This is a genomic window from Microbacterium sp. K41, assembly GCF_004794395.1.
In the GTDB taxonomy this organism is placed as follows: Bacteria; Actinomycetota; Actinomycetes; order Actinomycetales; family Microbacteriaceae; genus Microbacterium; species Microbacterium sufflavum.
Genome location: NZ_SSDO01000384.1, coordinates 1 through 8,748, shown reverse-complemented (window position 1 = coordinate 8,748; position 8,748 = coordinate 1). Strand labels below are relative to the sequence as shown.

General features: G+C 72.2%; 8 protein-coding genes and 1 pseudogene. 8 read left to right on the top strand and 1 reads right to left on the bottom strand.

Annotated elements, in window-relative coordinates:
• A pseudogene (locus tag DW309_RS11990) lies at window positions 1-191 on the bottom strand (Ppx/GppA family phosphatase); the annotation flags it as partial.
• 37 nt (window positions 192-228) lie between these two features.
• Between DW309_RS11990 and coaA the strand changes: the two are divergent.
• From coaA to DW309_RS11950, 8 genes are all read left to right on the top strand, one after another.
• Complete coding sequence (gene coaA / locus DW309_RS11985) at window positions 229-1,170, top strand: type I pantothenate kinase (protein ID WP_240744509.1); 942 nt, start codon at window positions 229-231, stop codon at window positions 1,168-1,170.
• Window positions 1,171-1,234: 64 nt separating this feature from the next.
• Window positions 1,235-3,082 (top strand): glutamine--fructose-6-phosphate transaminase (isomerizing), encoded by a 1,848-nt coding sequence (gene glmS / locus DW309_RS11980; RefSeq protein ID WP_136045505.1) that lies wholly within the window; start codon window positions 1,235-1,237, stop codon window positions 3,080-3,082.
• Window positions 3,083-3,154: 72 nt separating this feature from the next.
• Window positions 3,155-3,514 (top strand): holo-ACP synthase, encoded by a 360-nt coding sequence (locus DW309_RS11975; RefSeq protein ID WP_136029679.1) that lies wholly within the window; start codon window positions 3,155-3,157, stop codon window positions 3,512-3,514.
• On the top strand, window positions 3,511-4,617 hold the full coding sequence (alr, locus tag DW309_RS11970) for an alanine racemase (protein ID WP_136045504.1): 1,107 nt from the start codon (window positions 3,511-3,513) through the stop codon (window positions 4,615-4,617). Before DW309_RS11975 ends, alr begins: the two co-directional genes overlap by 4 nt.
• A complete protein-coding gene (gene tsaE / locus DW309_RS11965; RefSeq protein ID WP_240753201.1) occupies window positions 4,614-5,108 on the top strand; it encodes a tRNA (adenosine(37)-N6)-threonylcarbamoyltransferase complex ATPase subunit type 1 TsaE in 495 nt (164 codons plus the stop codon). Before alr ends, tsaE begins: the two co-directional genes overlap by 4 nt.
• Entirely contained in the window at window positions 5,105-5,905 is an 801-nt protein-coding gene (locus DW309_RS11960; protein ID WP_136029675.1) for a response regulator transcription factor, read from the top strand. Before tsaE ends, DW309_RS11960 begins: the two co-directional genes overlap by 4 nt.
• A gap of 208 nt (window positions 5,906-6,113) precedes the next feature.
• Window positions 6,114-7,706 (top strand): sensor histidine kinase, encoded by a 1,593-nt coding sequence (locus DW309_RS11955; RefSeq protein WP_136045503.1) that lies wholly within the window; start codon window positions 6,114-6,116, stop codon window positions 7,704-7,706.
• The coding region (locus DW309_RS11950; RefSeq protein ID WP_136045502.1) for a hypothetical protein at window positions 7,703-8,748 on the top strand (1,046 nt) is incomplete at its 3' end. The genes DW309_RS11955 and DW309_RS11950, both read left to right, overlap by 4 nt.

Sequence of the window (8,748 nt, the reverse complement as noted above, 5' to 3'; positions counted from 1 at the left end):
CGGGCCTGCGCCACGGCGGCCTCGAGCGCGGCGACGCCCTCCTCCGAGATGGCGCCGTCGGGGGTGAGGTAGCGCATGAGGCGCAGCACCGTCCGGTCGCTGGTCGTCGCGAGCGGGCGGCCGCCGGGACGCACGTCGGCCGCGAGCATGTGGACGGTGTTGGATCCGATGTCGAGGACTCCCAGGCGCACGGGAAGAGACTACTCGCGCGCCGTTACGATGGTGCACGTGACCCCCGACCCCACGCTGCCGTTGTCGCCGTACCGGGAGATCGGCCGAGCCGAGTGGGCGCGTCTGGCCGCGGGCCTCGACCAGCCCCTCACCGAGACCGAGGTCGTGGAGCTGCGCGGCATCGGCGACCGGCTCGACCTCACCGAGGTGCGCGAGGTGTACCTGCCGCTGAGCCGCCTGCTGAGCCTCTACGCCTCGGCGACCAAGCAGCTCGGCGCGGCGACCTCGACCTTCCTGCAGGAGGACGACAGCACGACGCCGTTCGTGGTCGGCGTCGCCGGATCGGTCGCGGTCGGCAAGTCCACGATCGCCCGGCTGCTGCGCGAGCTCATGAGCCGCTGGCCGGGCACGCCGCGCGTCGAGCTGGTGACCACCGACGGCTTCCTCTATCCGAACGCCGAGCTGGAGCGCCGCGGGCTCATGGACCGCAAGGGCTTCCCCGAGTCGTACGACCGGCGCGCGCTGATCGAGTTCCTGACCGAGGTCAAGAGCGGCGCCCCCGAGGTGCGCGCGCCGTTCTACTCCCACATGCGCTACGACATCGTGCCCGACGCGCACGTCGTGGTGCGGCGACCCGACGTGGTGATCGTGGAGGGGCTGAACGTGCTGCAGCCGCCGCCCGCGCCCAACGACGTCGCGGTCAGCGACCTGTTCGACTTCTCGATCTTCGTCGACGCCGAGACGTCGCACATCGAGAAGTGGTACGTCGACCGCTTCCTCGCGCTGCGGCAGGGCGCGTTCAGCAATCCGTCGTCCTACTTCAACGTGTTCGCGCACCTCACCGACGAGGAGGCGATCACCACGGCGCTCGGGTACTGGAACGAGATCAACATGCCCAACCTGGTCGAGAACGTGATGCCCACCCGGCATCGCGCACGCCTGGTGCTGCGCAAGGGGCCGGACCACGACGTGGAGAGCGTGCTGCTGCGCAAGCTGTGACGCCGCGCCGTCGGCGCTCTATTGTTCGGACGACTCGCAAAAATCGCGTCTTACCCTGTATCTCATGTGTGGAATCGTCGGATACGTGGGCCCGCGGCCCAGCCAGGACATCCTTCTCGCCGGTCTCGCCCGGCTCGAGTACCGCGGCTATGACTCCGCGGGCATCGCCGTGATCGACGGCGACGGCGAGCTGGGGATGCGCAAGAAGGCCGGCAAGCTGGCCGTGCTGCGCGACTCGCTCGGCGACGCGCCGCTGCCCGACGGCACCACCGGCATCGGCCACACGCGCTGGGCCACCCACGGCGGACCCACCGACGGCAACGCCCACCCGCACCTCGCCGACGACGACAAGCTCGCCGTGATCCACAACGGCATCATCGAGAACTTCGCCGCGCTGCGCGACGAGCTGCTCGCCGACGGCGTCGTGTTCCGCAGCGAGACCGACACCGAGGTGGCCGCGGCCCTGCTCGGTCGCGAGTACGCCGGCAACGGCGGCGACCTCGAGCTCGCCTTCCGCTCGGTCGTGAACCGCCTCGAGGGCGCCTTCACGCTGCTCGCGATGCACCAGGACCACCCCGGCCTCGTCGTCGGCGCCCGCCGCAACTCCCCGCTCGTGATCGGCCTGGGCGAGGGCGAGAACTTCCTCGGCTCCGACGTCGCGGCCTTCGTCGAGCACACCCGCCAGGCGCTCGCGATCGGTCAGGACCAGATCGTGTCGATCACGCCCGACGCCGTGACCGTGATCGACTTCGCCGGCACCCCGGTCACCCCGGAGCCCTTCGACGTGTCGTGGGATGCCGCCGCCGCCGAGAAGGGCGGCTGGTCGAGCTTCATGGCCAAGGAGGTCGCCGAGCAGCCCGAGGCCGTGGCCAACACGATCCGCGGTCGCATCCAGGACGGGCAGGTCGTGATCCCCGAGCTCGACGGGCTCGACGAGCTGTTCACCGGCATCAACCGCGTCATCATCACCGCGTGCGGCACCGCGTCGTACGCCGCCCTCGTCGGCAAGTACGCCATCGAGCAGTGGGCGCGCGTCGCGGTCGACGTCGAGCTCGCGCACGAGTTCCGCTACCGCGACCCCGTGATCGGCGCCGACACCCTGGTCGTGTCGATCAGCCAGTCGGGCGAGACCATGGACACGCTCATGGCCGTCAAGTACGCCCGCGAGCGCGGCGCGCGCACCCTCTCGGTGTGCAACACGCAGGGCGCCACCATCCCGCGCGAGTCCGACGCGGTCGTCTACACGCACGCCGGACCGGAGGTCGCGGTCGCGTCGACCAAGGCGTTCTCGGCGCAGATCACGGCGCTGCTGCTGCTCGGCCTGCACATGGGTCGCGTGCGCGGCACGGTCGCCGACGCGTCCACCGACGTCGCCGAGCTGCTGGCGCTGCCCGAGAAGGTCGCCGCGGTGCTGGAGAGCGAGCAGGAGCACGTCACGCAGCTCGCCGGCTGGATGGCCGACACCCGCTCCGTGCTGTTCCTCGGTCGCCACGTGGGCTACCCGATCGCGCTGGAGGGCGCGCTCAAGCTCAAGGAGATCTCCTACATCCACGCCGAGGGTTTCGCCGCCGGCGAGCTCAAGCACGGCCCGATCGCGCTGATCGAGCCGGGGCAGCCGGTGTTCGTGCTGGTGCCGTCGCCGCGCCACTCCGCGCTCGTGCACTCGAAGGTCGTCTCCAACATCCAGGAGATCCGCGCGCGCGGCGCCCGGGTCATCGTGGTGGCGGAGGAGGGCGACGCCGCGGTGCTGCCCTTCGCCGACGAGGTCATCCGCATCCCGCTCGCCGGCCCCATGTTCGAGCCGCTGCTGGCCGTGGTGCCGCTGCAGATCTTCGCGATGGCGCTGGCCACCGCCAAGGGGCTCGATGTGGACCAGCCGCGCAACCTGGCCAAGTCCGTCACGGTGGAGTGACCCCGCCCGTCGTCCCCGAACGGCCCCGTCCCGCTCCGGGGCGGGGCCGTTCCGCGCGAGTAGGCTGAACGGGTGATCATCGGCACCGGCATCGACCTCGTGGACATCCCCCGGTTCGAGCGCACGATGACCCGCACGCCCAAGCTCCGCGAGCGGCTGTTCGCCCCCTCGGAGCAGGCGCTCCGACTGCCGTCGTTGGCCGCGCGCTACGCCGCCAAGGAGGCGCTGATCAAGACGCTGGGCGGGTCGGACGGCGTGCACTGGACCGAGATCGAGATCGCCTCCGAGCCCTCGGGGCGGCCGTACTTCGTGCTGTCCGGATCGACGGCGGCGGTCGTCGAGGAGCGCGGCATCGTGACCCTCCACCTCACCCTCACCCACGACGCGGGCCTGGCCGCCGCGTTCGTCGTCGCCGAAGGAGCACCGCTGTGACCGTCCCCTTCCGTGAGGCCGCGATCGACCTCGACGCGATCGCCGACAACGTGCGGCACTTCCGTCGGCTCACCGGTGTCGAGGTGCTCGCGGTGGTGAAGGCCAACGCGTACGGACACGGTGTCGCGGCGACCGCGGTGGCCGCGCTCTCGGCCGGTGCCACCCGGCTCGGGGTCGCCGAGATTCCGGAGGCGCTGGAGCTGCGTCGGCAGGGCGTTCACGCGCCGATCCTCGCCTGGCTGCACGCCCCGGGGGAGCGCTTCACCCAGGCGGCGGCCGAGAACATCGAGCTCGGGATCTCCTCGTTCGACCAGCTGGAGGCGGCGGCGGCCGCGGCGGCGGTCGACAGCCCGGTCGCGGTGCACCTGAAGTTCGAGACGGGGCTGTCGCGCAACGGCATCGCCCCGGGCGACTGGGGGCGGGTGCTGGCCGAGGCCGCGCGGCTCGAACGCATCGGGCGGCTGCGGGTGGTGGGCCTGTTCAGTCACCTGTCGAACACCTCACCCGCCGACGACAGGGCGGCGCTGGCGAAGTTCGAGGAGGGGGTGGCCGCGGCGGCGTCGTTCGGCATCCGCCCGGAGATCCGCCACATCGCCGCGACCGCCGCGGCGATCGACCTGCCGGAGACGCGGCTGGATGCGGTGCGGATCGGCATCGGCCTGTACGGGCAGTCGCCGTTCGACGACCGCTCCTCGGCCGAACTGGGCCTGCGCCCGGCCATGACGCTGCGCGGCGCGGTCGCGGCCGTGCGCCGGGTGCCGGCCGGCACCGGTGTCTCGTACGGCTACGACCATCGCACCGACCGCGACACCACGCTCGTCCTGGTGCCGCTGGGCTACGCCGACGGCGTGCCCCGCAGCGCCTCCGGGCGCCTTCCCGTGTCGATCGGCGGGCGCCGCTTCGTGAACGTCGGCCGCATCGCGATGGACCAGTTCGTGGTGGACGTGGGGGACACCCCCGTCTCGATCGGCGACGAGGTGGTGCTGTTCGGCGATCCGACCCTCGGCGTGCCGTCGGCGCGGGAGTGGGCGGACGCCGCGGGCACGATCGACTACGAGATCGTGACCCGCATCGGACACCGGGTGCCGCGGAGGGCGTCGTGAGCGTCGACCCGGCGTTCCTCGGCCGCCGGGAGATCGCCACCGCGGACGAGATGGAACAGCTCGGCCTGCGGATCGGCGAACAGCTGGAGGCGGGCGACCTGCTCATCCTCACGGGGCCGCTCGGGGCGGGCAAGACCACCTTCACGCGGGGGCTCGCGGAGGGGCTCGGCGTGCGCGGGCCCGTGCAGAGCCCCACGTTCGTGATCGCGCGCACCCACCCGTCGCTCGTGGGCGGGGCGCCGCTCGTGCACGTGGACGCCTACCGGCTCGGCTCGGCCGCCGAGCTCGACGACCTCGACCTCGACCTGCAGCGCTCGGTGGTCGTGATCGAATGGGGGCGCGGCATGGCGGAGGAGCTCGCCGACGCGTGGTGGGACATCGAGCTGCAACGCCCGGTCGGCGCGGCCGGAGCCGACGATGACCTCGACCCGTCCGAGCTCGACGCGGACGCCCCGCGCGTGGTCACCATCGTCCGGGAGCAGCGGGCATGACCGCCCGCAGCGTCGGCGACCTGGTCGCGGTCATCATCGAGGACGACCCCGGCGTGCAGTCGCTGCTGGAGGAGGTGTTCCTCGCCGCGGGCTTCGAGGTCGCCGTCACCGGATCGGGGCCGGAGGGCCTCGCGGCGGTCGAACGGCACCAGCCCGTGATCACCACGCTCGACATCAACCTGCCCGGCATCGACGGGTTCGAGGTGGCCCGGCGCATCCGCAGGGTCAGCGACACGTTCATCATCATGCTGTCCGCGCTCGCGGAGGAGTCCGACGTGGTGCTCGGTCTCACCTCGGGCGCCGACGAGTACCTGGTCAAGCCGTTCCGTCCGCGCGAGCTGCGCGCGCGGATCGAGGCGCTCCTGCGGCGACCGCGGCTCCCGGTCGCCACGGCGACGCAGCGTCCGGTCGCGCCCGCGCCGCCGGCCGCCGCGACCGACACGACGGTGTCCACGTGGCGTGGTCGCGTGCATCGCGACCTCAGCCTCGACCTCGATACGCGACTCGTGCTCGTGGCGCAGCGTCCGGTCGAGCTCACCCCCACGGAGTTCGACCTGCTCGCCGCGCTGCTGGAGTCGCGGCGCCGCGTGTGCAGCAAGGCGGAGCTCGCACGGGGTCTGCGCGGCGCGCCGTCCGGCTCCGCCGACCCCGTCAGTGAACCGGACAAGCGCGCCATCGAGACCCACATGGCCAACCTGCGCCGCAAGCTCGGCGACAGCCCTACCGAGCCGCGCTACATCGAGACCGTGCGCGGCGTCGGCTATCGGCTCACCCCAGCCGGCGATCAACCCGGCTGACAGGGGTTCGAGGCCGCGGCTCCCCCACCGCGGCCTCGGATGCCTGCGAATCCCCACTCGCGCGGCCCCAGCGTCTGCGAAATCCCCAGTCGCAGTGTCGGCCCCCACTCAGAATCGTAGGACGCCGATGTCGCCTGAAGAGCGCGTAGGCCCGATCTTTGAGTAATCTTGCGACAAAGCTGAGGATCGACCAGGAGGCGGGGGCTTCATGATCCGCACTGTGTCGATCTGGCGTTGGCAACTCGTGTTCGCGGGCAGCATCGTCGCCATCGTGGTGATGGTCGCGGGCTTCAAGCCGCACACGCTCACGATCCCAATGTTCGTGGTCGGGATCGTCCTCGTGGTGGTCACCACGCTCGTCGCCCTGCTCGTGCCGTGGCGCCGGCTTCCGCGCACCGCCGTGACCGCGCTCCCGCTGCTGGACATCCTGGCCGTCGGCTTCACCACCAACGCCCCCGACCTGCGGCTCGGGTTCCTGTGGGTGTTCCCCGTGGTGTGGCTGGCGACCTACTTCTCGATGCCGTGGGTGTTCACCGGTGTCGCCTTCAGCAGTGGCTGTCTGGTGTTCTTCGCCGACCGGTCGGGGGAGCCGGCCGACGTGCTGCTGCGGGTGCTGACGGTCGTGGTGACCCTCAGCTTCCTCGGGGTCACGGTGCGGATCGGCTCGCAGCGGTCGGGTGCCGCGCGACGGCTGCTGCAGCGGCGCTCCGAGCAGGTGAACAGGGCGGCGGAGCGGGCCGAGACCAACCAGCAGCGGGTGACGCAGATCATCGACGCGCTCGGTGTCGCCCTGGTCGTGGTCACCGCCCAGGGGCGGATCCTGCAGATGAACGACGCCTACCGCGCGCTGTACGGCCGCGACCGCTACGGGGCCGCCCTGCCCTCCGCCTCGGTCGAGTACGACGCGCGGCGCGGCACCGCCCTGAGCCCCGCGCGCACGACCCTGGCGCGGGCGGCCGCGGGGGAGGAGCTGCGCGCCGAACGGGTGTGGCTGTTCGACGGCGCGGGACAGTGGCGGGCGCTGGAGGTGACCACGCAGGCGATGGCCGGGGCCGGCGAGGGCGAGCACATCGCGCTGGTCGTGATCGACGACGTCACCGCGCTCCTGGAGGCCGCGGAGGAGCGCAGGGCCCTCACCGCGATCGTCTCGCACGAGCTGCGCAACCCGCTCACCGCGATCATCGGGCACGTGGAGCTGCTGCGCGAACGCGACGACCTGCCGGGCCGCGTGCCCGCGCAGGTCGAGGTGATCGCGAACGCGGGAGAGCGGATGCAGGACCTGCTCTCGAGCATGCAGGCGCAGACCCGCAGCTCGCCGGAGCCGTTCGAGCCGGTGGACCTGCGCGAGGTGGTGGAGGCGTCCGCGGCCTCCTTCGCGCCGCTGATCACCGCCGCCCGGCAGGAGCTGAGCCTCGACGGCGCGGACCGCCTGGTCATCACCGGCGACGCGTTCCGGCTGCGCCAGGTGCTCGACAACCTGATCGGCAACGCCGTGAAGTACACCCCGTCCGGCGGCCGCATCCAGGTGCGGGTCGGCGCGGACGATGCCAGGGCCGAGGTGAGCGTGGTCGACACCGGCATGGGCATCGCCCCCGACGAGCTGCCCCGTCTCTTCGAGCCGTACTTCCGCACCGACAGCGCCGTGCGGGGCGGGATCTCCGGCACCGGGCTCGGCATGGGCATCGCGCGGGACATCGTCGTCGCGCACGACGGGGAGATCCTCGTCGACAGCGAGGTGGGCGTCGGCACCACCGTCACCGTGCGCTTCCCGCGCCGTTCCCCGAGGAAGGATCCGGCATGACACCGCTCGTGCCCGTCAACGTCGACGTGACCACCAGCATGGTCGCCGTCGTGACCGTGCTGACCGCGATCGTGATCGGTCTCGCCACCCTGGCGCGCCCGACCAGGGCGACGATCGTGTGGGGCGTGGCCTTCGGGATCGGCATGCTGGGCGCGTACCTGTGGCTGGCCGGGCATCACACCGGCCTCCCGGTCCTGCGGGCCGCCTCGTCGGCGCTGACGGTCGTGTTCATCCCCCTCGTCTGGATCGGCGTGCGGATCCACTTCGGGCGCTCGGCCCCCTGGCTGCCGGTGATCGTGGCGCTGATCGGCGTGCCGGTCGCCCTGGTGTCCACGGCGGGCACGGCCTGGTACCTGCTGGTCTTCCACCTCGTCTTCCTGTCGATGGGCGTGTTCGCCGGGCTCCTCGCGTGGGAGCTGCTGCGCGGGCAGCCTCCCGCGCGCGACGTCGTGATGCCCCTCGCGCTCGCCGCGTGCGGCTTCGCGGTCGTCTCCGTGGTCAGCGGGGCGTCGGCACTGGTGTCGGGGAGCGTGAGCACCGAGGCGCAGTTGAGCGCCCTGCGGGGCATGAACGCCGTCGGCGCGATCGTGGTGAGCACCTGCGCCGCCTTCACCCTCGTGCTGCTGGTGCGGGTGGAGAGCGCGGCGCGCGGTGACGTCGGGGCGGCCGACCGTGCCAGAGCCCGCCTGCGCAAGGCCGAGGCGCAGAACGACGGGGCGTGGTCGGTGCTGGACGTGCGGCTGGACGACCCCGCCGACCTGCGCGAGGCGTCGAGCAGCGGGGCCTTCCGCCGGATCGTCGACCGCTTCCACGCCGACGTCCAGGAGGCGCTGCCCACGACCGCCGACGCGGAACGGGTGAGCGACGACCGGGTCGTCGTGCTGATCCGGGGCAGCGACGAGGCCGTGCGCTTCCACCTGCGCGCGATCCTGTCCCGGATCTCGGTCATCGACCCGGACGCGCCGGTGAGCGGCATCCGCTCCTCGGCCAGCATCGGCTGGGCCACCTCGAGCGTCGCCGGCTACGACTACGACGCGCTGCT